Below are 23500 nucleotides of genomic sequence, written 5' to 3' on the forward strand. Positions count from 1 at the left end.
GGGCCCCGAAGGGCCCCTGGCGAACCGGTTCGGACGGGTCGGTCAGCCGACGAACGCCGAGGCGAACACCAACGACACGATCGTCATCACCTTGATGAGGATGTTCATCGCCGGCCCGGAGGTGTCCTTGAAGGGGTCGCCCACTGTGTCGCCGACAACGGCCGCCTTGTGGCAGTCGGAGCCCTTGCCGCCATGGTGTCCGGCCTCGATGTACTTCTTGGCGTTGTCCCAGGCGCCACCGGCATTGGCCATGAAGATGGCTAGGCAGAAGCCGGTCACCAGGGCGCCTGCCAGGAAGCCACCCAGCACGTCGATGCTGATGAACCCCAGGACGAGCGGAATTACCACCGCCAGGGAGCCCGGTACCACCATCTCCTTGAGCGAGGCGGTGGTGGAGATGGCCACGCAGCGGGCCGAATCGGGGTGCACGCCGTCGAGGCCCTCGCGCAGGCCGGGGATCTCCCGGAACTGGCGGCGGACCTCCTCGATCATCTCCTGGGCGGCCCGACCCACGGCGTCGATGGTGAGAGCTGCGAACAGGAACGGCAGCATGGCGCCGAGGAAGAGGCCGATGAAGACCTCCACCTCGCCGACGTTCAGGGACAGCGAGCCGCCGGCCTGGATGACCGCGAACTCGAAGCTCTTGAACAGGGCCAGGGCCGTCAGGGCGGCGGATCCGACGGCGAAGCCCTTGGCGACGGCGGCGGTGGTGTTGCCGAGCGAGTCCAGGGCATCGGTGACCTCGCGGACGCTCGGGTCCAGCTCGGCCATCTCGGCGATGCCGCCGGCGTTGTCGGCGATCGGACCGTAGGCATCCACTGAGACCACCATGCCCGTGGTGGCCAGCATGCCGATGGCGGCGACGGCGATGCCGTAGATGCCACCGTCCAACGCCCCGATCGAGTCGAAGGCCATCTCGCCGCCCCAGTATGCGACGCCGACGCCGATCCCCAGGAGGCCCACCGAGGCGGCCACCGAGATCATGCCAGTGGATACGCCGCCGAGGATGGTGGTGGCGGGACCGGTCTCGGTCTGGCTTGCGATCTTTTTGACCGGCGAGAAGTGGTCAGAGGTGTAGAACTCGGCGGTCTTGCCCAGGGCCCAGCCCACGATCAGGCCACCGATCACGGCGATGGCCAGGCCCAGCGGGTTGTCGAAGGCGTCGTTGTCACCAAACAGCCAGTATGCAATCGCCACGGTGGCCGCGGCCGCAATGACCATGGCGACGTTGGTGCCCATGTGCAGGGCCTTGGCCAGCGCCTTGGTGTCGGTGGACGGCGACCCCTTCACGAAGAAGGAGCCGACGATCGAGGCCAGCATTCCCGCCAGGGCGATGGCCATCGGGAACGACAGTAGCGAGATGTTCGTCATGGCGGATGCCTGTTCGGCACCAAGCCCGAGGGCGAAGGCCACGAGCGAGATCGGAGCCAGGATCGACCCGGCGTAGCTCTCGAACAGGTCGGCGCCCATGCCGGCCACGTCGCCCACGTTGTCGCCGACGTTGTCGGCGATGGTCGCCGGGTTGCGGGGGTCGTCCTCGGGAATGCCTGCCTCGACCTTGCCGACCAGGTCTGCACCGACGTCGGCTGCCTTGGTGTAGATGCCTCCGCCCACACGGGAGAACAGAGCGATTGAGGAGGCGCCGAGGCCGTAGGCGGTGACGACCTCGAAGGCATCGTCGACCTCGAGTAGGAGGACGAAGACGATGTAGACGGCCATCAGGCCCAACAGGGCGAGGCCGGCCACGGAGAAGCCCATGACCGCACCACCGCGGAATGCAATGGGCAGGGCCCTGCCGGGACCGTCCTTGGCCGCCTGGGTGGTCCGGGCGTTGGCCATGGTGGCCACCGTCATTCCTATGTAGCCGGCGAGGGCCGAGAGGGAGGCGCCGATCACGTAGGTAACGGCCGCCGCCGGGGCGATCAGGGAGGCGATGAGGATCGCCATGGCGACCACGAAGACCGAGACCCAGCTGTATTCCTTCTTGAGGAAAGCCTTCGCGCCCTTCTGGATCTCGATCATCAGGAAGACCATGCGGTCGTTGCCGGGATCGGCGGCCTTCACGTTCTTGAAGAAGAATCCGGCGAGCAGCAGGCCCAGGAGGGCCGACGCGGCTGCCAGATATGGAATGGCGTCCAAGGAATTGTCTCCTCGATCAGGTGGGACGTAGCGACACTCCGGCCGGTTGTCTTTGGACGGAGTGGTTCGACGGAACACGCCGAGTGGGGCGGGCTCGCACCGGAACCGGGGGAACTCTAGTGAGATACGGGCCCCGGGCCGCACATGAGCAATGCGCCGGAGGTCACTCCGGTGAGGGTGGCGGATCGCCCATCCGTGGGCCACGATCTCACCATGGAATCCGTGCGGGGCGACGTCAGCCGGGTGAGGTCCGGCATGCTGACCCGTCGCCGGGCCCTGGCACCCGACCTGGTGGCACGTGCCTCGGCGCTGGTAGTCGAGCGCATCCTGGGACTACCGGAGGTCCGGGATGCGCAGGTGGTCGGGGCATACATGGGCGTCCGCGGGGAGGTCGACCCCTCACTGCTGCGCGACGAGCCTGGGTTCGAGGTGGCGTTTCCCGTGACGAGAGAAGGCGAAGCTCTCCGCTTCGTCGTGCCGAGCGGCCCCCTTCGGGCGGGTCCGTTCGGGATACCGCAGCCCGACTCCGGGCGTGAGGTGTACCCGTGCACCCTGGACATCGTCCTGGTGCCCCTGGTGGCCGTCGACTCCCGGGGCAACCGGGTTGGCCACGGGGCAGGGTTCTACGACCGGACCTTTGCCGACTGCCGCGGGTCGGAGGGGGGCGGCCCTGTCCTCGTCGGGATCTGCCACGCCTTCCAGGTTGTGCCAGAGATCGACCCACGCCCCTGGGACGTGTCCATGGACCTGCTGGTGACCGACGCCGGCCTGATCCGACCGGGAGGCTGAGCGGGTGGTGGGCCTCCAGAAATTTGTAGGCCGAGGGATTGCCACCCCGGCCGCCCGTCCATGGGGAAGGATTGGGCCGTGCGCATAATCGTGGTGGGTGCCGGCGAGGTCGGCTCCTACGTTGCCGAACGCCTCAGCCGCCAGGGCCACCACGTGGTCCTGATCGAGTCGGACACAGAACGCTTCCGTCAGGTGGACCAGGACCTGGACGTCATGACCCTCCGGGGGAGCGGCACCGACCCAGTGACGCTCGCGGCGGCGGGCATCGAGCAGGCCGACCTGCTGGTCGCCGTTACAGCGGTCGACGAGACGAACATCGTGAGTGCCCTGCTGGCCCGTCGGGCCGGCGTGTCCAAGACGATCATCCGGGTGGAGTCGCGTCCGTTGCGTCGCCCCGAGGTGGCTGCCCTGTTCGACGGCGCCGACGACCACCTGGTAATCGACCCCGACGAGGAGGTCGCCCACGCCGTCCTTCGGCTCATGGAGTACCCGGGAGCCATGGAGGTCAACCAGATGGCGGGTGGCGAGGTGGAGGTGCTGACCGCTCGCCTGCCGGGCCACGCGCCCCTCGTCGGTGTCTCCCTCAGGGCTCTGGGTGCCGAGTTGGAGCCCGACTGGGACTTCATCGTGGGATCGATCACACGCAGGGAGGCCGACGCCGACGAGGAGCGCACGATCATCCCGCGCGGCGACTGGATCCTCCGCAAGGGTGACCTACTCACCGTGATCTGCAAGCGTCGTGCCCTTGGGGACGTCACGGCCCGGATGGGCCTGGCCCATGATATGCCCACCCGGGCACTCCTCCTGGGCGGCGGCCGGACAGCCCAGATGCTGGCTGAATCGCTGATCCAGCGCGGCCTCGACGTGGCCATAATCGAGAAGAAGGAGGAACGGGCCGACGAGTTGACCGACGAATTGGACCGTCGGGTGACCGTCTACCTGGGCGACATCACCGACGCCACGATTCTGGAGGAGGCCGGCGTGGCCAGCCAGGATGTGGTCATAGCCCTGACCGGCGCGGACGACGCCAACGTCCTGGCCTGCCTCTACGCCAAGGCGGCCGGTGCACGGCACAGCCGGTCGGGCGCCGCCGGACCCGAGACCATTGCCGTGGTCCACCGACTGCAGTTGCTGGATCTCCTGGAGGCGCACGAGGTGGATGCGACCCTCAGCCCGAGGACCGCCACGGCCAACAGCGTCTTGCGCTTCGTCCGGGGCGAGGGTGAGACCGTGACCGCAGTTGCCACCTCCCTCCACGGTGATGCCGAGGTCCTGGAGTTCGCCGTGGCGGAAGGCTGCCGCTGCGACGGCCAGTCGATCGCCGACCTGGGCCTCCACGAGGACGTCCTCATCGCCGCGATCGTACGGGACGGCAAGCCCCAAATCGGTCGTGGCCGGAGCACCCTGCGGGCCCGTGACCACGTCATCGCGGTGACCCGACCCAACTCGGCGCCACTCCTCTCCTCCCTGTTCGAGTGACCCGGCCGGTCGGATGATCCGCACCGTCCTGGCCGGGCTCCGGTCGGCGGGGGCGTCGGAGCCGCCCTGGGCATCGTGGACGACCTCCGCTGCAACATCCGTGGTTGTTGCCACGGGGCTCTTCTCGCTCCTGTCCACCACCTCGGGATTGGCCGACATGCTCGGCAACGGCGACGACACCGTGCTCCTCCTGACCCTCGGTGGACTGGCCGGCCTGGCCGCCACGTTCCTGCTCAGCCGGATCCGCCCAGCCGAGCGGATCCGGGACGCCGATGTCCTGGGTGGTGCCACCTCCTGCCTCCTGCTCCTGGTTGGGATGGTCGCGGTCCTGCACCTGCTGGTCGGGACGACGGGCTCGGTAGTCGATGCCGTGACCGACGCGACCGCCGGGCTCACGACCACCGCCCTCGGGACCGTGACACCCGACTCGGCCGACCACGGAGGGCGCTTCCTCCGGGCGGGCAGCCAGTGGATCGGCGGCTTGGGAGCCCTCATGGTCGCCGTCGCCGTACTCCCGTTCTTCGGTGCGGAGCGCGAGTTCGCGGACCGGTCCCGGCTGCACGGACGCCGACCCATGGCGCCGAACCAGCGCACGGCGGTGCGCAACATCCTCTACGTCCACGGCGCGGTCTCGCTCGGAACCTGGGTTGGTTACACCCTGGCCGGGCTGGGCGTATTCGACGCCCTCCTGGTGGCCATGGCGACGGCGTCTACCGGTGGGATGGTGGACGGAGACCCGTTCACGGACCCCGCCGTGCAGTGGGTGGCGGTCGTCGGCATGGCGGTTACCGGAACCAGCCTGGTGGTCCTCTGGCGCCTGGTCGTCGGACGCTCCCGGGGACTCCTCCGCTCGACCGAACTCCGCTCCTATCTGGGCCTGCTGGTGGTCGGGACCGGTCTCCTCCTCCTATGGACGGACGGCTCCGGACCGGACGGCATCCGACGGGCCGCTTTCACGGTGACGGCAGCGCTGACCACCACCGGCTTCCCGTCGGCGCCGGCGGGCACCTGGGCGGCAGCGGCACCCGTGCTCCTCCTGGGCCTCGTGTCGATCGGCCCGATGACCGGTTCGGCGGGCGGTGGCTTCCAGATCCTGAGGCACAGGGCCCTGCTCCAGATCGCCCTCAGGGAGATGGTCCGCCAACTCCACCCGCGGGTGGTCTCCAAGGTGCGGCTGGGGGGTCGGGTCGCATCCGAGTCAACCCTCGCCCGGATCGTGGTCATCCAGTTCCTGGTGGTGAGCGTGCTGTTCGCCACCGCCACCGTGGTGGCCGCCCTGGGCCTCGACCTGGCGACGGCGCTGGGTGTCGCTGTCCACGCGATTTCAACCGGGGGACCGGTACGCGCCCTGGACGGCTCGCTGCTGGACCCGACTGACTGGTCTGCGCCGGTCCGCCTGGCGATCCTCCCGGCCATGGTGATCGGCCGACTGTCGATCTACCCGGCGATGGTGGCCGCCAGCAGCGCAATCTCCGTTGTACGCCATCGGGCCAGGCTGGGACGTCGGATCCGGGCATTCCGGAGGCGAACGGGATGAGGAACGCAGGTGCCGTGGAAGGAGAGAGTGCGAGCCCGCTCAAGGGCCGCTTCCGCAGCACCACGGCGCATGTAGCCGGCCTCGCGCTGCTGTTTATCTCCGTGGGAATGCTGCTTTCCGCGGTCGTCGAATACGTTGACGGGACCGCCGGAAACGCCCTGCTGCTGGCGACCCTGGCCACGGCCCTCGGCGGCATGGCCCTCTGGTGGCCGACTCGGCCCGGCGCCCTCGACCACGCCTCGATCTTCACCGCGGTGGGGACGACGTGGCTGGTGGCTTCGGCGTTCGGGGCACTGCCATACCTCTTCGCCGGAACCTTCGCCGTCGCCGGAAGGCCGTGGGCCGTGGTGCTGGCCGACGCGTTGTTCGAGTCGGTCTCGGGGTACTCCTGTACAGGTTCCACCGTCTTCGGCGGTCACAACCCAATCGCCGCCCAGGGCTCCGGGGTGCTCCTCTACCGCCAGCTCACCCAGTGGGCCGGAGGCATGGGAATCGTCGTGCTCGTGGTGACCGTGCTGCCGTCCTTGCGTGCCAGTGGCCTGGGCCTCATCGATGCCGAGGCCCCGGGTATAGGCGTGGATCGCCTGGCCCCCCGTGTCCGGGACACCGCAGCCCGTTTCTGGAAGTTGTACGCGGGCCTCACCGCCCTCATCGCAGTCGGGCTCCTGGCCGCCGGCATGGGTCCGTTCGACGCGGTGGCCCACGCCCTGACCACGTCCTCCACCGGAGGATTCTCCACCCGAGACGGCTCCATCGGCCACTGGGACAGCCTCAGCGTGGAACTCGTCCTGGTTGTCGCCATGGTCCTCGGCGCGGCCAACTTCACCCTCCATGGGCGCTCCATCTCACTCCGGAGGATCGTGCACTTCTCGGATCACGAGTTCCGCGGCTACCTCGCCATCCTCGGAATCGGCACGGTGCTGGTCACCGGAATGCTGGCCATCGACGGCATGGGCGTAGCCCGGGCATTGCGCATGGCCCTCTTCAACGTGGTCACGCTCGGTACCAGCAGCGGCTTCGGCAACGCCGCCGGGGCCGGCAGCGACGGCGACTTCGTGCGTTGGGCCGCCGGCCCGCAGATGGTCCTGCTCTTCCTCCTGGTGTTCGGCGGGTGCACCGGCTCGACGGCGGGCGGTGTGAAGGTCATGCGGCTACGGATCGGCATGGCCCACGCCTACAGGACGCTGCGGGGATTCCGACGCCCACGAGCCCTATTGCCGGTCCGACAGGGAGCCGCCACGGTTCCCGACACCATCGTCGCCCGGATTGCCGGCTTCATGGTCATCTACGGGATGCTGGTTGTGGGCGGCACGATGGTCATCGCCGCCCTGGGTACCGATCTGGTAACCGCCGTGGGTGGCGTCGTTGGCGCCCTGGGCAACATGGGACCGGCCTTCGGGGAGGCCGGCCCCACGGCCTCGTTCGTCGACGGCTTCTCGACGCCGGCCCGCCTGGTCCTGGCGGTCCTGATGCTGGTGGGCCGCCTGGAGATCTTCCCGATGCTGCTCATGCTCGTAGCGCCCTACCGATCCCTCCGCGGGGCCGGTAGGCGGGGCCGGGGCTGACCGACGGCGAAGGTCAGCCGGCGAACAACTCGACCAGCAGATCGCGGAGTCGAGCCGGATCGGCGCTACCGCAGGTCTCGCGGGCGCTGTGCATGGCCAGTTGGGCGACCCCGAGGTCGACCGTCCGCATGCCGACCGCGGCTGCGGTTGGCGGACCAATAGTCGAACCACAGGCCATGTCGCCTCGGCTTACGAAGGACTGGAGGTCGACCGAGGCCCGCTCGGCCGCCAGCCGAACGATCCCGGCACCGATTGCGTCGGTGGCGTACCGCTCCCGGGCGTTGAACTTGAGTACCGGACCTCCGTTCAGGAAGACCAGGTGCTCGGGATCGTGGCGCTCCGGGTAGTTCGGATGGGTGGCATGGGCACCGTCGACCGAGAAGACCACCGAGGCGCTCGTCGGTCGGTCCGCCAGGCCGACGAACCGACGGAGGATCCGATCCAGGATCGGTCCGGCCGCACCGGTGGACGACACGCTGCCGACTTCCTCGTGGTCGAAAAGTGCCAGCACCGGGACCGGACCCTCGCCGGCGGAGGCGGCCGCCAACGCCTCGGTGCCGGCGTGGCAGGAGAGCAGGTTGTCGATCCTCGGTGCGCTCACCATGTCCTCCTGCAGGCCGACGAGGCGGGACGGCGTCAGGTCGTGGAACATCATGTCCCATGCCAGGACGTCATCCGGATCGATGTCCGCGTCGGCGGCCGCCATGGCCGGAAAGGCGCCGGGCGTGGCATCACCCAGGCCGAGGACGGGGGAGAGGTGCTGCTGGGGGTTCAGGACCAGGCCCTTGTCGTTCACGCCCCTGTCCAGGTGAACCGCCAACTGGGGTATACGTGCCACGGGACGATCGTCGCGGACAAGGACATCACGGACACTGCTCCCGTCCCGTACGGCCAGTCTGCCGGAGAACCCGAGGTCCCGATCCAGCCAGGAGTTCAGGAGCGCGCTGCCGTAGACCTCGACGCCGAGCTGGCGAAAGCCCATGCCGCCCCGGTCGGGGATCGGCTTCAACCTCAGGTTCGGGCTGTCGGTGTGGGCGCCCACGATTCTGAGCGGCGCGTCAGGCGCCCGGCCGGCATCCGCCCAGGCCACCAGCGTTCCTCCGGACCTGACCAGGTGCCGGCCGGGTCCGGGTGGATCGTCGTCGGGGCCGAGCTCCGTGAAACCGACGGCCATCAGGCGTGATGCGGCTTCGGCGACGGCGTGGTACGGGCTGGGCGAGGCATCTATGTATCGGCACAGATCGCGTGCCGGAGCGTTGTCAGGGGCGGTCATTGCCCTATATTGGTCCCTCCACGGCCGACGTGAGACGCCAGCAATGAGGCGGCGACGATTCCCGGCCATCGCTCCGACCGACGATGTTCCGGGCGATCTCCAGACAGAGGGCCCGCCAGGGTCCCGGATCCCAGGAGACGACTCCCCGAACATGTCCGCCGACTTCGATCAACAGCGCCGGCCGGCCCACGCCGAACGCGACATGCCGTCGGCCCAGGGCCTCTACGACCCACGGTTTGAGCACGATTCCTGCGGGGTCAACTTCGTTTGCCACCTACGGGGCGCGGCCAGCCACAGGATCATCGAACTGGGTGTGGGGGCACTCTGCAGGATGCAGCACCGGGGAGCCCTCGGGGCCGAGAAGAACACCGGTGACGGCGCCGGCATCCTGCTCCAGGTTCCCGACGGCTTCTACCGGCAGGTGGTGCCCTTCGAACTTCCGGAGCCCGGTCGGTACGCCACAGGCATCGCCTTCCTCCCGAGTCACCCCGAAACGGCCGACCGGGCCGCCGCGGCGGTGGAGGAGATAGCCACTCAGGAGGGCCTGGAGGTGCTCGGCTGGCGGGACCTGCCGATCGACGACTCCATGATCGGCAGCGCCGCACGTGCCACCGAACCGACCTTCCGTCAGGTCTTCCTGGCCGGCATCCCGGCCGAGGGTGGTCGTCCCTCGGGCATAGCCCTGGACCGCCTTGCCTACGTGGTCCGCAAGCGGATCGAACACGAGGTCCGACTGGACGGCGACGGGCGGTCCCCGGAGCCCCAGGGCGTCTACTTCCCGTCGCTCTCGGCAAGGACCATTGTCTACAAGGGGATGCTCACCACCCTCCAACTGTCGACGTTCTTCGCCGACCTCACGGACCCACGGGTGGAGAGCGCCATGGTCCTGGTGCACTCCAGGTTCTCAACCAACACGTTCCCCTCCTGGCCGCTGGCCCACCCCTATCGGATCGTGGCCCATAACGGCGAGATCAACACCGTGCAGGGCAACCGGAACTGGATGCGGGCCCGCGAGGCACTTATGGCCACCGACCTGATCCCCGGCGACCTGGAGAGGCTCTTCCCCATCTGCACGCCGGGAGCCAGCGACACGGCCGGGTTCGACGAGGCCCTAGAGCTCCTCATCCTGAGTGGATACCCGCTTCCCGAGGCAATCCTGATGATGATCCCGGAACCGTGGGAGCACCACACCGAGATGTCCGACGAGCGCCGGGCCTTCTACCAGTACCACGCATCCCTCATGGAGCCCTGGGACGGCCCGGCCTCGATCGCCTTCACAGACGGCACCGTGATCGGCGCCGTCCTGGATCGCAACGGCCTCCGGCCCAGCCGGTACTGGGTCACGAGCGATGACCTGGTGGTGATGGCCAGCGAGGTCGGCGTGGTGGACGTCCCCACAAGCCAGGTGGTCGAGAAGGGGCGATTGGAGCCGGGCCGGATGTTCCTCATCGACACCACGGAGGGCCGGATCATCCGGGACGACGAGATCAAGGCCAGCCTGGCCTCGGCGCGGCCCTACCGGGAGTGGCTGGACGGGAACCTGGTCCACCTGGACGACCTCCCCGCCAGGGACCGTGTGCTGTCCGCCGACGGCACCCTGCTCCAACGCCAGCAGGCGTTCGGCTACACACACGAGTCCCTCAAGGTGCTCCTCGCCCCGATGGCCCGCGACGGCAAGGGGGCCATCGGCTCGATGGGTACCGACACGCCGATCGCCGTCCTGTCCGACCGGTCCCGGCCCATCTACGACTACTTCCAGCAGCTCTTCGCCCAGGTCACCAACCCGCCGCTGGACGCCATCCGCGAGGAGCTCATCACCGCGGTGTGCACCACGGTCGGCCCCGAACGCAACCTTCTATTCCCGGAGGCCGCCAGCTGCCGACAGGTCCACCTGCCCCATCCGGTCATCACAGAGGCCGAGTTGGCCGCCCTCGTGGGAATCGACGGAGACGGTGGCCCGGGCGGCTTCACCACCCGCGTCCTGGACGGCCGCTACGAGGTGGCCCGCGGCGGCGAGGGCCTGGCCCATGCCCTGGAACGGCTCCGGCAGGATGCCACGGCTGCAATCGCCGACGGTGTGGACATCCTGGTCATCAGCGACCGCAGTCCGACCCAGACGTTGGCCCACATCCCGTCTCTGCTGGCCACCGGTGCGGTCCACCACCACCTCATCCGGGAGAGGACCCGTACCAGGGTCGGCCTGCTTGTCGAGAGCGGTGACGCCCGCGAGGTGCACCACGTGGCCCTGCTGCTGGGATACGGCGCATCGGCTGTCTGCCCGTACTTGGCCTTCGCCTCGGTCGACGCCATGGTCGACTCCGGCCACCACGGACTTCCAACGACCATGACGCCGGAGAGGGCCCGCCGCAACACGGTCCGGGCCTTCGACCAAGGCTTGCTCAAGATCATGTCCAAGATGGGCATCTCCACCGTTGCGTCCTACACCGGTGCCCAGATCTTCGAGGCCATCGGCCTGGGCAACGAGGTGGTGGAGGCGTGCTTCGCCGGGACGGTCAGTCGGCTGGGTGGCGTGGGGTTGGACGTCCTGGCCGCCGAGGTGGCCGGACACCACGCCACGGCCTTCCCCAACAATCCGGAGGAGCGCGCCCACCGCACCCTCGAGGAGGGAGGGGAGTACCGGTGGCGCCGGGAGGGTGAGTACCACCTCTTCAACCCGGAGACCGTCTTCAAGCTCCAGCACGCCACACGCGAAGGTCGCTACGACCTGTTCAAGGAGTACACGAGCCTCGTCGACGACCAGGCCCGAGGCCTGGCCACGCTACGCGGAATGTTCGACTTCCGGGAGGACCGTCAGCCACCCGTGCCGATCGACGAGGTGGAGTCGGTGCCGTCGATAATCAGCCGCTTCTCCACCGGAGCGATGTCCTACGGCTCGATCAGCGCCGAGGCCCACGAGACGCTCGCCATAGCCATGAACCGCATCGGCGGCAGGTCCAACACCGGCGAGGGGGGCGAGGACCCCGACCGGTTCACGCCGGAGGCCAACGGCGACCTCCGGAGGTCGGCCGTCAAGCAGGTGGCCTCGGGACGCTTCGGGGTGACGAGCGAGTACCTGGTCAACAGCGACGACCTCCAGATCAAGATGGCCCAGGGGGCCAAGCCGGGCGAAGGTGGCCAACTGCCGGGCCACAAGGTGTACCCCTGGATCGCCCGTACCCGCAACTCCACGCCGGGCGTGGGGTTGATCTCCCCGCCACCCCACCACGACATCTACTCCATCGAGGACCTGGCCCAACTCATCTACGACCTCAAGAACTCCAATCCGGTCAGCCGTATCCATGTGAAGCTGGTCTCCGAGGTGGGTGTGGGCACCGTGGCCGCCGGCGTCTCGAAGGCCCACGCCGACGTGGTCCTGATCTCCGGACACGACGGAGGCACCGGGGCCTCACCGCTGACCTCCATCAAGCACGCCGGAGCGCCCTGGGAACTGGGCCTTGCCGAGACGCAGCAGACGCTGCTCCTGAACGACCTCAGGGACAGGATCGTCGTGCAGGTGGACGGCCAGCTAAAGACCGGCCGGGACGTCATGATTGCCGCCCTGCTCGGCGGGGACGAGTTCGGGTTCGCCACCGCCCCACTGGTCGTCTCGGGTTGCGTGATGATGCGTGTCTGCCACCTCGACACCTGTCCGGTCGGGGTGGCAACGCAGAACCCGGAACTCCGCAAGAAGTTCACCGGTCGTCCGGAGTTCGTCGTCAACTTCTTCGAGTACATCGCCGAGGAGGTACGGGAACTCCTGGCAGCCCTGGGCTTCCGAAACCTGGACGACGCCATTGGCCGGGCCGAGTTCCTGGACGTCAGCCGGGCTGTAGACCACTGGAAGGCCCGCGGCCTGGACCTCTCACCCATACTCCACATCCCGGATGTGGGCGCGGCCGACCGTCGCAACACGAAGGGCCAGGACCACGGCCTGGACGACATCCTGGACCGGCACCTGATCGCCGGGTCAGAAGCAGCCCTGGAGCGGGGCGAGCACGTCGACATCGCCACCCCCGTCAGCAACGTGGACCGCTCGGTCGGCACCATGCTGGGCTACGAGCTGACACGTCGCCATGGCGGTAACGGGCTGCCGGACGACACCATCCAGGTGGACCTCGTGGGTTCTGCGGGCAACAGCTTCGGCGCCTTCGTGCCGCGCGGTATCACCCTGCGCCTCACGGGAGACGCCAACGACTACGTCGGCAAGGGGCTCTCGGGTGGCCGGATCACCATCCGTCCACCGGCCGACTCGCCCTTCGTGGCCGCCGACCAGATCATTGCCGGAAACGTCATCTTGTACGGGGCCACCTCGGGCGAGGCCTTCATCCGGGGTCGGGTGGGGGAGCGGTTCTGCGTACGCAACTCCGGTGCCACGGCCGTAGTGGAGGGCATCGGGGACCACGGGTGCGAGTACATGACGGGCGGCCGGGCAGTGGTACTGGGCCTGACCGGTCGAAACTTCGCAGCCGGGATGTCAGGAGGCATCGCCTTCGTCCACGATCCCGAGGGCACCTTCCCGGCCCGGGTCAACCGGGAGATGGTCCTCATAGAGTCCCCGGACGCCGACGACTCCGACTGGCTGCGCAACGTGGTGGAGCGCCACCGCCTCGAGACCGGATCCACCGTCGCCGAGCGCCTGCTGGACTCATGGGACGAAGAGGCCCTGCGGTTCGTGAAGGTGATGCCCACCGACTACAAGCGGGTGGTCGAGGCGGCCGCGGCCGCCAGGGCCTCCGGCCGTGACGAGGTGGAGGCGGTCATGGCCTCCACCCGGGGATAGGGGTCCGACGTGGGCGACGCACGGGGATTCCTCAAGCACGACCGGCAGCTCCCGGATCGGCGATCGGTTCCGGTCCGCCTCCGCGACTGGCGGGAGGTCTACGAACCGTTCACGGACGACTCGCTCCGCCAACAGGCCAGCCGCTGCATGGACTGCGGCATTCCGTTCTGCAACGACGGATGCCCCCTCGGCAACCTCATTCCCGACTGGAACGACCTGGTGCACCAGGGCCACTGGCGAGATGCCATCGAGCGGCTCCACGCCACCAACAACTTCCCAGAGTTCACCGGACGCCTTTGCCCGGCACCCTGCGAAGGCTCGTGCGTCCTGGGGATCAACGAGCCGCCGGTGACCATCAAGCAGGTCGAGGTCAGCATCGTGGACAGGGCCTGGGCCGAGGGCTGGATAACACCGGTGGTCCCCGCGGAGAACACGGGCCGACGGGTGGCGGTGGTGGGGTCCGGGCCGGCCGGCCTGGCAGCCGCCCAGCAGTTGACACGGGCAGGCCACGGCGTCGTCGTGTTCGAGCGGGCGGATCGGATCGGGGGACTGCTCCGCTACGGCATCCCGGAGTTCAAGATGGAGAAGCGCCACCTCGACCGGCGCCTGGCGCAGATGGAGGCAGAGGGCACGGAGTTCCGCACGAACACGTCGGTGGGCGTGGGCCTGTCCGTGGACCAGCTCACGGCCGACTTCGATTCCGTGGTGCTGGCCTGTGGCGCAACGCAGAGCCGTGACCTGCCGATTCCGGGTCGGGAGCTGGAGGGCGTGCACCAGGCCATGGAGTACCTGCCGGGGTCCAACCGGGTCCAGGAGGGCGACAGCCTGTCGGCAGTCATCGACGCCGAGGGCAGGGACGTGGTGATCATCGGCGGTGGCGACACCGGCGCCGACTGCCTGGGTACGGCGCTCCGACAGGGAGCCCGATCGGTGCACCAGTTCGAGATCATGCCGAGGCCGCCGGACGATCGGGCCGAGAGCAACCCGTGGCCGACCTGGCCGATGATCTACCGGGTCTCCTCGGCGCACGAGGAAGGCGGCGTGCGGGAGTTCGCCATCAACACCTCCGAGTTCGTTGGCCGGGACGGGCGACTCACCGCCCTGCGGACCCACAGGGTGGCTCAGGTATTCGCGGACGGACGCATGTCCTTCGAGCCGATCGAGGGGTCCGAGGTGGACTTCGCCGCAGACCTGGTCCTCCTGGCCATGGGTTTCACCGGACCCGAGCGCAACGAGTTGGTCGAGGGCCTGGGCATCCAGTTGGACAACCGGGGCAACGTGGTCAGGGACGACGAGTTCCGTACCACGGTGGACGACGTCTTCGTCTGTGGCGACATGGGTCGGGGACAGTCGCTCATCGTCTGGGCGATCGCGGAGGGCCGTGCCTGTGCCTCTGCCGTGGACCGGTCCCTCAGCGGGTCCACCCAACTCCCGTCTCCCATCTCTCCTACCGCGGCTCCGCTGCGTTGACCTACGCGGTGTCTCCGACCGCCCACCTCGTCGTCGTCCACCGGAACCGTGGGGACACCTGTAGACAGACCGTCGAGCGGTTCCGGGAGCAGGCCGAGCTCACCGTGACCGTGGTCGACAACGGTTCGAGAGCCGACGAGTTGGCCGCCCTGGAATTCGACCTGGACGATGACGTGGAGGTTGTCCGGACGGGCCACAACCTGGGCTTCGGACCCGGCGCCAACGTGGGCCTCGACCGATGGCTGGCAGGACCGCACGAGTTCTGCCTCCTCGCCCCCCACGATGCCCGACCACTGGAGGGCACCGTGCTGAGGCTCCTGGAGGAGCTCGACTCCCGTCCGTCGGCCGGTCTGGCCTGTGCGGACGTGGGTGACGGCGAGGTGCCGAGGATCCAGCCCTACCTCGGCCCCATAGGCGGGCCCGCCTCCGGGACGGACGGCTGGGAGGAGGCCGACTACCCCCACGGCACCCTCATGGCGCTCCGGCGGGCCTGCATCGTCGACGTCGGCACCTTCGACGAGCGCTACTTCGCCTACTGCGAGGAGGCGGACCTGGGCATCCGGGCCCGGCGGGCCGGATGGGAGGTGGGCCTGGTCCGGGGTGCGCTGGTCGACAACCCCGAGAGCGGCTCGGAAGCGGCCCTCATCGACTACCTCATGGTCCGCAACACGCTGCTGCTGCTGGCAACCCACTTCGGCTGGTACAACGCCGTGTTCCGCGCCGCCGTGGTGGTCCTCGAGTCGACGGTGGGGTGGTGGCGCCCGGAAGTAAGGAGCCCCTACCACACGGGCAGTTCCAGGTTCCGAGCCCTTCGCCACGCCGCCCTGGGACGGTTCGGGCCACCGTGACGCCACGCGCGATGGGCCACTACCTGTCAGAAGGGGCGTGCGTCCAAGAACCCGAGGGCCGCATCGATGAAGCCGAAGTCACGCGGGGTGGCGAAGTGGTCCACCCCTCGCAGGATGACCTGGGTGGCGTCGGGGAGTGCCGCCACGAGGGGGTCCGCAGGCCCCGCGAAGTCCTGGTCTCCCAGCACCACCTGTACCGGAACGGTGATCCCGGCCAGTAGCCCTACGGTGAAGGTCCGACGGTCCGGTCGTTGCAGGAAGGCCGTCAGCGCCGCCCTGTCCGCACTCCCGTCCTCCGGTAGATCGGCGAAGTAGCGGAGTTCGGGATCGCCTGCTGCCCCGGTCCGGACGGCCTCGACGATGGCGGCACCCCGCTCCCGGTCCGACACGAAGAGGTTGCGACCCACCCCGGCCACCACAATCCGCCGGAACCGGTCGGGGTGGTGGGCGGCCAGCCAGAGGATGGCCATCGCACCGGCGGAGAAGCCGACGGCGTCGACCGGATCGAGCGGGAGCCGAGCCAGGATCCGGTCTTCGAGGTCCCGGTAGGCCTCGGGGTCGACCGGCTTCTCAGCCTCGCCGTGGCCCAGCAGGTCCACCCCGATGACCGACCTGCCGGCATCGCCCAGCAGGTCCACCCAACCGTTTCCGAGCCAGGTGGTGGCGAAGGAGGTCCCGAATCCGTGAACCATGAGGACGTCGGGGCCGGCCATCGGGCGAACCTAATCCCGGGTCCGGTTTCTGCCCGGATCGGGCCCGTCCCGCTGGCCGACCGGGTGGCGTCGGTACTCTGGCCCGGTGACGCCGCAGCGCCTCCTCCTCGCGGTCGGGCTGCCGCTCGGCCTCCTGATCGCCCTGCTGTCGCCAGCCTGGACCGGTTACGACGAGTTCACGCACTTCGCCAGGGTGGTCGACATGGCACAGGGGAACCTGGAGCCGATGGCGACGGCGGAGGGAATCGGCTCGGTGATCCCCTACGCCCACCGGGAGGCCACGGCGCAGATATTCCTCGACCACAAGGCCGGGAGGGCGCCCTGGACGCCCACGTCGGTGCGGGCACTGCTCCAGCATCGACCCGATGGACGGACGGTGTTCGTCGACACCCGCCCCACCAGCGCCTCGACGCCATTGGGGTACCTTCCGGCGACCATCGGGGCGTTCGTTCCGGTGCGGGCGGACGCCCCTGGTCTGGCCGTCCTCTGGGCAGGGCGCCTGGCCTCACTGGCCGCCTACCTCGGGATCGCCTGGTGGGCGGTGTCGACCGCCGCTGCCTTCCGGTGGTCGTTGGTGGTGGCAGCCACCCTCCCGCTGAATCTGGCCCTGGCTTCCTCCGTCTCGCCGGACGGCCTGACCATTGCCGCCGTGCTACTGGCGGTCGCCACGTGGACTCGGGTCGAGGCGGGCGAACAACTGCCGATCCGGGTTCTCCTTGCGTCGTGCCTGATGCTCGCCCTCGCCAAGCCGCCCTACTTCCTCGTGCTGGCGCTGTTCCCCGCCTCGGCGATCCTGGACCGCACGGCTGGCAGGATCCGGGCGGCCCTGGTCGCCGGCGGTGCGCTCCTCCTCGGCCTTGTGACGACGGTGGCCAACTCCTCTGAGAACTACCAGGCCGCCACCATCACCATGAGGGTCCAGGAGATTCACTTCCAGCCCGACGTCCAACTGGATCGGCTCCTGAGTGACCTGCCGGGCTTCCTCTGGACCGCGGTCGACACCTGGATCACGGAGTACCGCTTCTACGTTCAGGGCTGGTTCCGGCAGCTGGGGTTCTGGGAGGCCGACCTACCGGCGGTGGTGCCGTGGATGCTGCTGGTGGTCCTGGCCGCTGCCATACTCCGACTCGACGGCGACGACCTGCGTGGCCTGGTGGGGGTCCGCAGGACGATGGTGGCCTTCGGGGTGGGTGCCCTGCTGGTCGCCATCTACGCCGTGAGCTACGTCTACTTCACCGACCGCGCCGACTACGGCCATATCGGGTTGCAGATGGCCCGCTACGCCCTGCCGCTGGCCGTCTTGGCCGCCGTGGCCTGGTCCCCCCGGGCCCTCATTCCGGCGGCGGGTCGAATCGACCGACGCTGGGCCCTGGTCGCGGTGGCTCTCGTACCGACGGTGGGCATCGGAGCCTCGGTCGTCACCTGGCTGTGGACGGGAGCCAATACCCCTCTGGGCTGAGGTCGGCTCAGCGTTGGGACCGGCGTTCCAGAAGTGCCTCGACTGCGGCGGCCGCCATGCAGAGGATCGCCAGAACGCCGACCACGTGGTAGCGGTCGAAGAAGAGCGGCCACACGAAGTCGCGTGGATGCCGGTACCTGATCTGGTCGATGGCGATGAGGCCGGCAGCGACGGTCATGGACGTCACGGCCAGGGCTGCGGTCAGGCGCTGCGGTAGGCGACCCTGGACCCCCAGTGCCGCCAGAGCCCCGATGGCCGCCCCCGTGACGGGCCAGGCCGGAAGGTTCAGGATGGCGAAGGCGGCAATGGCCAGCCCAACGGCCATCGCCGGGCCGCGGCCCAGGAGGCGACGGCGGCGGACGGGGTTCACGAACTCGGCAGGCTCCCCGACAGGTGGTCCCGTGTCCCCACGTCCACGCACCGCCAGGGCCAGGCATGCGAGTGAGGCGGCCAGCGAGAGGTAGAGGCCCGCCCACACGGAGCGCTGGGGCGTCCAGCGAAGGCGGAAGGTAGTGGGTCCGTTGCCGGGGACGACCAGCCACCCGTTGGCATAGCCGTCCACCAGGGTCGGTGGGCCAAGGTCCCGGTCGCCCGCGTCCCGGAGGCTCCATCCGTCGTTGAGGCTCTGTCCGAGCACGAGCCAGACCGGCATGTCCCCTCCGGATACCTCGACCACGAGGCTGGTCCGGGAGCGGTGGAGCGTTCTGATGGTCGGAAGGGGGGTCGGGCCAGGGTCGTCGGCGGGGGCCGAGGTCAGGACGAGGCGGTCGATGTCGACGCCGGTGGTGGCACCGGCGGTGCCGACCACGCGGTGCTCGCCGTGTCCCAGCCGGAGGGCCGCGCCGCAGGGCAGCACGGTCATCGGCCGACGGGCCAGGGCGTCGGTCATCGACCCGACGAGCCGTACCTCAACCGCGACGCCGTCGACCTCGAGGAGGTCGTCACGGCATCCGGTGTCGTACCACGGGAGCACCGGTGGAGTGTCGGGGCCGTCGTGGATCTCGACGATGGCCACCGGCAGGATGTCCGGGAGGCCGGAGTACCAGTTCATGGTGCGCCTCTCGGCCACGCTCAGGACCTCGATGGTGAGCGTCCGGCTGGTGAATGGCGGAACCGGGAGGTCCACCGTGACGACTCCGGCGGTGACATTCCGCAGCGTGCCCGGTAGGTCCACCGTGCCGACAGGTCCGTCGTCGCCGATGACGAGGAGCGCTGTGGGAGCCGAGTGCAGCCCGTCGGCCCTGTAGGTCATGGAGAGGTCGGAGAAACGTCGGGCGACGGCGTGGGTGACCGTCAGCGCCTGGCCGACCTGGTCGCCTATCGGCGCCTGCCATGCTGTGGACGGGTCATCGTCGAATGCCGAACGTGCTCGGGACCCGAGGTCACCGGCCAGGCTGCCTGTCGAGCGGGCGAAGGGACCCGACGGATGGTCCATGAGCCCGTCGGCGGCATCGGTCGAGAGGCGGGCCTCGCCACGCAGCAGGAACGTCCGGTCCCACGGGATCGACGCCGTCCGGTCCATGGCCCTCTCGGGCTGCTTCCGGATCGGGTCCAGCGGATCAGAGCGCTGGCGGGTCAGGAGCAGCACGACCTCGGCACCAGCGTCAGCTCCCACCGCATCGGTCAGGTCCGTGGGCAGCAGGATCGTCTCGTCGGCCACGAGGCCGTCCACCACCACATCGGCGAACCCGACCCCGGTGACCCCCGCATAGTGGTCGAGGGTGCCGACGTCGGTGTTGCGTACCTCCAGCCCGATGCGTGACACCTCGCCTCCCGGGAGGTCCAGGCGCTGGCCGGGCACCGACCGCGACGACCCGTCGAGTGTCACGTCGATCCACCTGTCGTCGAGGTGGACCCTGAGGTCGGTGATCCACCGGTTTTGGCCCTGCGACGAGGCCTGTATGAGTATCAGGTGTCCAACGGGAGCCGGTCGGTCGAGGTGGAGGTCGAGGCGTTCTCCGACCACGTCGTTGAACGCCCCGACCGACCAGGCGGTGTCCACGAGGCCGTCGACGGCATGGAACGGTCGGTCCCCCGGGGTGAACGTCACGGGGTTGCCGTAGGCGGTGGCATCCACGCGGATGCCAATCTGTCGGGCGACCGTCCTGGTGCCGGCATGCTCCGGTAGCACGGGGAGGCGCTGGTCGGAGAGGTCGCCGGCGGTCGGTGCCTCGTCGAGTCGCTCCGTGTACCCGGTCGTCTCGCGGATGGTGCCCCAGCGGTGGCCGTCCTTCCGGTTGGTGTCGGTGAGTACCAACCTGGCTCCCGCCACGTTGAGCTCCCGGACCGCGGCGGGATCCTCGCTGAACGACGCGCTGAACAGGACGGGTCGACCCGGCTCCAACAGCCCTTCGCCGGCCGCTGCCACGAGGCCCACGGCATCCCCGACCACCACGACTGGCCTCGTCGGGTCGGCCAGCCGGAGGATCGGCTGCGGATCCGACACGGGCAGGACGACGGCGGGAGCAGGGTGCCCGGTCCCGGGTGGGCGCGCCAGCGTGTGCTGGTCGATGAGTGGTCGTTCGGGCCCCGCGACGTTGGCCAGCGGCTCTCCGAAGCCGATGGGCGCCTCGAATCCGGGAGCGACTCGCAGGTCGGACCAGAGGTCATCGGGCCGAGGGGTCCGGAACCGTTCGAACTGGAGGTCGGCTCTGTAGACCACGTCGCCTGCCCCGAGGAGTCGCGCCATCGGCGCCAGGCCATCGGGGTCGAAACGCCCCTCCTGGAGCTCGGCATCCAGTGCCACCAGGAGGGCAGCCGAGGCCGGAGATCCCTGGGGGATCAACTCCCGGGCGACGTGGGCGCGGTCCATGAGGCCCGGGAGCACGGGGTCACCCGAGTTGCCCCAGCGGTATGCGGCGAAGTCGGTCCCCGGTATCTCCAGGACCCGCGTCGTGTCCGCCTGGGAGTCCAGGTGGGCTGCCGCCTCGTGCCAGTAGCCGGGAACGTCCTCCGGCCGCTGGACCAGTCGGCCGAGGATCTCTCCCTGCCAGAGCGGCGAGAGGTTGGCCACGACCAGGAGGCAGAGTCCGATGGCCAGGGGCTGTTCCCAACGGGGACGCCACCGTCCCAGGGCCGCCACCCCGGCACCCAGCAGCATGGACGTCCCCAGGATCGAGAGGGGGAGCGCACGCGGGGTGCTGCGAATGGCCAGCCCGGCGTCGGTCAGCGTCCACTCCCGGAAGAGCCGGCCCAGGGGGGAGGGTCCGTCGTAGGGATGGGCGCCGATGCCCACGAGGAGGCCGACCACCATGAGCATTAGGGCGTGGCCACGGTGGCGGAAGCGGACCAACACCGCCGCGAGGAGGGCAAGGAGGGGCAGGGCGAACGAGAGGGGAAGTGCCCAGCGCGTGTAGGAGGTTGCCGGCTCGATCCAGGCCCCGAGGCGGCCCTGTCCGTAGAAGTACCAGTAGCCGAGGCCCCGGAAGAGCTCCGGGGCGGTGGCGGCGTCGGAGACGACCTTGTAGTTCTCGGTGAGGCGTAGCGTCGGAAGGCCGTACCGGGCCTGGACGGCCAGGCCGACCATCCACCAGGCTCCGGTAGCCACGAATGCCGCACCCATCCTGGAGGCCGTCCCGGCTATGCGCGACCAGGGCGCTGACCGCTCCAGCCCGCACCAGGCCAACCACGCCACCGGCCCGATGCCGACCAGGAGCAGGGAGCTGGCGTTCACGCCTCCGACGGTCAGCGTGACCAGGCCGAAGGCCGCCGCATGGCGCCATCCCGGCGTCCGGAGTGCCCGGATGGTGAGCCCCATCAGCCACGGAAGGCCCGCCCACGGCAGGAGGATCACCGAATGCCGGTCCACGTAGTTGAGGAGGTACGGGCTGAGCATGTAGGCCAGCGACGAGACCAGCATGGCGGGTCCCCGCCAGCCCAGGGTGCGTAGGAACCAGCGCATGCCGAGGCCGGCGGCCAGCAGAACCGAACCCAGCCAGAGTCGCTGCGTGATCCAGTCCGGGAGGCCCAGTGCCTCGCCCAACCAGAAGAACGGGCCCACCGGCCAGAGGTAGCCGATGTTCTGGTGGGTTACGGAACCCAACGCCACCTCGGGCTGCCACATGTAGGGCGCCCGCGCCAGGAGCCGGCCGGGATCCAGGTAGAGGTAAGCCTTCGTGTCCGCGGCCACCCGACCCACGTCGTTCAGGAGCATGGGCACGTACGCCACCACGACCAGGACCAGGCGTTGGACGACGTCCCGACTGAGGAGCGGGGGCCGCGTGGTCATTGGCCGCCGGCGGTGGATGCCAGCACCCGGAACGCCTCGGTGGCCGTGCGGTCCCAGTCGAAGCGGGCCGCCATCAGGATGGCCCCGGCCGAGAGGGCGGCACGGCGACCGGGGTCGCCCACCACCTCGATGAGCCTCGCGGCCAGGTCAGGCGGTCCGTCGGCCAGGAGGCCGGAGTGGCCGTCCCGGACGGCATCACGGTGCCCCGATATGTCGGTGACCACCGCCGGGGTCCCACAGGCTGCCGCCTCGGTGATGGTCATCCCCCAGCCTTCGCTGATCGAGGCGCTGGCCAGGACGGTGGCTCTGCGGTACGCATCGACCAGCCCCTCGTCGGACACACGTCCCCGGAAGGCGACCGAGGAATCCATCCCGAGGTCCGTCGCCAGCGTCCTCAGTGCCCCCTCCTCCGGGCCCTCGCCGATCACCTCCAGGCGGATGCCCCTGACAGCTAGGCGTGCCTCGGCCACGGCTCGCAGCAGCACGTCCACACGCTTGGACGGCATGAGCCGGCCGACGCTCAGCACCAGCGGGATCGCATCCGGAGCACCCCCGGGCGTGTACCGACGGTCGATGCCGGGCTCGACGACGTGGACCCCGTGCGGACGGTGTCCCAGCCCGGCGACGAGGTCGTCGGCTGACGAGCGGGACAGGGTCACCACGGGCGTGGAGCGGTAGAAGGGTGGCGCCAGGCGGCGTTCCAGCAGCGAGCCGAGCCTGGCCAGGCCGGGGGAGAGGACGAGGGGCCACATGGCGGTGTGGTCGTGGTGCTGGATCACCATGCGCGGCCCCCGACCCCACAGCGGGGTCAGGAAAGGCACACCGTTCCACACCTCGACAAGGGCGTCCCTACGTCCTTGTCGACCCGCCATCTCGCCCAGGATGCTCGCCGGGAACACCCGGTACCTTCCGGACCTTCTGATCACCTCGTAGCCGTCCCGGACCACCCGCTCGGGTCCGTCGGGGACGGCCGAGGTCCGCATGCAGACAGCCAGCCCGGCGGCCGACCAACGCTTCAGCACCTCGTGCCCGTGGAGCTCCGAGCCTCCGGCCTCCGGATCATCGAGGTCCCGCCAGGCCAGGACGTGGACCCGTCGTATGCCAGAGCCCGAGATCAACTCGTGGAGGTCCCCGTCGGGGAGGGCGGGGCGGATCGCCGGACGGCGCCGGTCATCGGTCATGGCGGCAGAATCGTACCGGTCGCTCCGGCCCAGCCCGGG

At 69.4% G+C, this 23500-nt stretch carries 13 protein-coding genes; 8 read left to right on the forward strand and 5 right to left on the reverse strand.

The window, feature by feature from the left end; translation table 11 throughout:
- Positions 1-42: 42 nt before the first annotated feature.
- A complete protein-coding gene (locus MK177_05720) occupies positions 43-2139 on the reverse strand; it encodes a sodium-translocating pyrophosphatase (GenBank protein MCH2426816.1) in 2097 nt (698 codons plus the stop codon).
- Between the two features lie 213 nt (positions 2140-2352).
- Between MK177_05720 and MK177_05725 the strand changes: the two genes are divergently transcribed.
- From MK177_05725 to MK177_05740, 4 genes are all read left to right on the forward strand, one after another.
- Positions 2353-2928, forward strand: coding sequence for a 5-formyltetrahydrofolate cyclo-ligase (locus tag MK177_05725; GenBank protein MCH2426817.1), 576 nt, complete (start codon positions 2353-2355; stop codon positions 2926-2928).
- 78 nt (positions 2929-3006) lie between these two features.
- Positions 3007-4407: a Trk system potassium transporter TrkA gene (gene trkA, locus MK177_05730; GenBank protein ID MCH2426818.1), complete on the forward strand. Its 1401-nt coding sequence runs from the start codon at positions 3007-3009 to the stop codon at positions 4405-4407.
- A gap of 100 nt (positions 4408-4507) precedes the next feature.
- Positions 4508-5944: a hypothetical protein gene (locus MK177_05735; GenBank protein ID MCH2426819.1), complete on the forward strand. Its 1437-nt coding sequence runs from the start codon at positions 4508-4510 to the stop codon at positions 5942-5944.
- Positions 5941-7509: a TrkH family potassium uptake protein gene (locus tag MK177_05740; GenBank protein MCH2426820.1), complete on the forward strand. Its 1569-nt coding sequence runs from the start codon at positions 5941-5943 to the stop codon at positions 7507-7509. The genes MK177_05735 and MK177_05740 overlap by 4 nt, the downstream gene beginning before the upstream one ends.
- A gap of 13 nt (positions 7510-7522) precedes the next feature.
- Here MK177_05740 and MK177_05745 read toward each other — a convergent pair whose 3' ends face one another.
- Positions 7523-8782, reverse strand: coding sequence for a M18 family aminopeptidase (locus tag MK177_05745; protein MCH2426821.1), 1260 nt, complete (start codon positions 8780-8782; stop codon positions 7523-7525).
- A 151-nt stretch (positions 8783-8933) separates the two neighbouring features.
- Here MK177_05745 and gltB point away from each other — a divergent pair, with 151 nt between their 5' ends.
- From gltB to MK177_05760, 3 genes are read left to right on the forward strand one after another with little or no spacing between them, the layout of a single operon-like run.
- The gene (gene gltB / locus MK177_05750; GenBank protein MCH2426822.1) at positions 8934-13562 is read left to right on the forward strand and encodes a glutamate synthase large subunit; all 4629 of its coding nucleotides are present in this window, start codon (positions 8934-8936) and stop codon (positions 13560-13562) included.
- Between the two features lie 9 nt (positions 13563-13571).
- Complete coding sequence (locus MK177_05755) at positions 13572-15032, forward strand: glutamate synthase subunit beta (protein MCH2426823.1); 1461 nt, start codon at positions 13572-13574, stop codon at positions 15030-15032.
- Positions 15029-15880: a glycosyltransferase gene (locus MK177_05760; protein MCH2426824.1), complete on the forward strand. Its 852-nt coding sequence runs from the start codon at positions 15029-15031 to the stop codon at positions 15878-15880. The genes MK177_05755 and MK177_05760 overlap by 4 nt, the downstream gene beginning before the upstream one ends.
- 26 nt (positions 15881-15906) lie before the next feature.
- On the opposite strand, the gene MK177_05765 is transcribed toward MK177_05760, so the two are convergent.
- The gene (locus MK177_05765; GenBank protein MCH2426825.1) at positions 15907-16593 is read right to left on the reverse strand and encodes an alpha/beta hydrolase; all 687 of its coding nucleotides are present in this window, start codon (positions 16591-16593) and stop codon (positions 15907-15909) included.
- Positions 16594-16678: 85 nt separating this feature from the next.
- Between MK177_05765 and MK177_05770 the strand changes: the two genes are divergently transcribed.
- Positions 16679-18052, forward strand: a complete 1374-nt coding sequence (locus tag MK177_05770) for a DUF2142 domain-containing protein (protein ID MCH2426826.1) — start codon at positions 16679-16681, stop codon at positions 18050-18052.
- A gap of 7 nt (positions 18053-18059) precedes the next feature.
- Here MK177_05770 and MK177_05775 read toward each other — a convergent pair whose 3' ends face one another.
- A complete protein-coding gene (locus MK177_05775; protein ID MCH2426827.1) occupies positions 18060-22280 on the reverse strand; it encodes a DUF3367 domain-containing protein in 4221 nt (1406 codons plus the stop codon).
- Positions 22277-23461 carry a glycosyltransferase family 4 protein gene (locus tag MK177_05780; protein MCH2426828.1) on the reverse strand — a complete coding sequence of 395 codons (1185 nt, stop codon included), beginning with the start codon at positions 23459-23461 and terminating at the stop codon, positions 22277-22279. The genes MK177_05775 and MK177_05780 overlap by 4 nt, the downstream gene beginning before the upstream one ends.
- Positions 23462-23500 lie beyond the last annotated feature (39 nt).

The organism is Acidimicrobiales bacterium, assembly GCA_022452145.1.
Taxonomy (GTDB): Bacteria; Actinomycetota; Acidimicrobiia; order Acidimicrobiales; family MedAcidi-G1; genus UBA9410.